The organism is Corallococcus sp. CA049B (assembly GCF_003611685.1).
Lineage (GTDB): Bacteria > Myxococcota > Myxococcia > Myxococcales > Myxococcaceae > Corallococcus > Corallococcus coralloides.
Genome location: NZ_RAWC01000468.1, coordinates 1 through 953, shown reverse-complemented (window position 1 = coordinate 953; position 953 = coordinate 1). Strand labels below are relative to the sequence as shown.

Below are 953 nucleotides of genomic sequence, written 5' to 3'. Positions count from 1 at the left end.
CCATCGAGGTCTATTGCAGGCGCTTCAACGAGCAGGTGGCGGCCTGCCCCGGCGCCTGCGGAGGCTCGCTGCCCGGACCGAGCGAGCTCGCGCTCCTCGCGTCCATCGCCGGTGAACCGCCCCCCACCGCGCCGGACGGCCTGCGCGCCTGCATGCCGGATTTTCCATGACCCCCCAACTTCGTCGGGCCGCGTCAAAGCCCGTTCTCCCTTTTACAACCGCCGTCCGCTCCGCTATCCCGCGACGGTCACCCAGGAGTGTCCCGTGAAGCGAAGTCTGTCCGGTCTGCTTGTCGCCCTCGCGTTCACCGCCTGCAAGCAGGAGGCGCCGGGCAAGCTGGAGCCCATCCCGCGCCCGCCGGGGGCCACCGCGCCCGAGCCCGAGGAGGCCGCTCCCGTTCCCGCCGCGCCCGCCGTCCCCAAGGACGCCGTCGTGCTGCGCTGGAAGCTGGTCCAGGACGCGCCCGTCTCCTTCCGGCTCAACCTGGCGCTGGACCGCAACGCGGCCGTCCCCGAGTCCGCCCCGGCGCCGAAGGCCGCCAAGAAGAAGGGCGCCAAGGCCGCCCCCGCCGACGAGGCGCCCAAGGCCGCCGCCAAGGCCGCCGTCCCCACCGAGTCCATGTACGTGCTCGTGCTGGACAAATCCGGTGAGCGCCAGCTGCGCGTGACGCCCAACGCCGGCGCGGGCGAGGACGCCACCTTCAGCGACCGCGGCTTCATCATCGACGGGCTCCAGGGCCCCGCGCGCAACCTGGCCACGCTGGTGCTGGAGCTGCCGCGCGACCCCGTGCGCCCCGGCGAGACGTGGTCCCTGGGCACCGAGCTCACCACGCCGGACGCCCTGGGCACCCTCTTCCGCCGCGCCCCCGGCGGCGAGCGCCACAACCGCGTGAAGCTCGTCTCCGTCACCCCGGGCGACAACGGCGAGCAGGTGGCCACGCTCGAGTACGACAT

The 953-nt window shown here is 73.6% G+C and carries 1 pseudogene; it reads left to right on the top strand.

From position 1 onward, the window contains the following. Positions 1–264: 264 nt before the first annotated feature. Positions 265–953 (top strand): annotated as a pseudogene (locus D7W82_RS39755) (hypothetical protein); the annotation flags it as partial.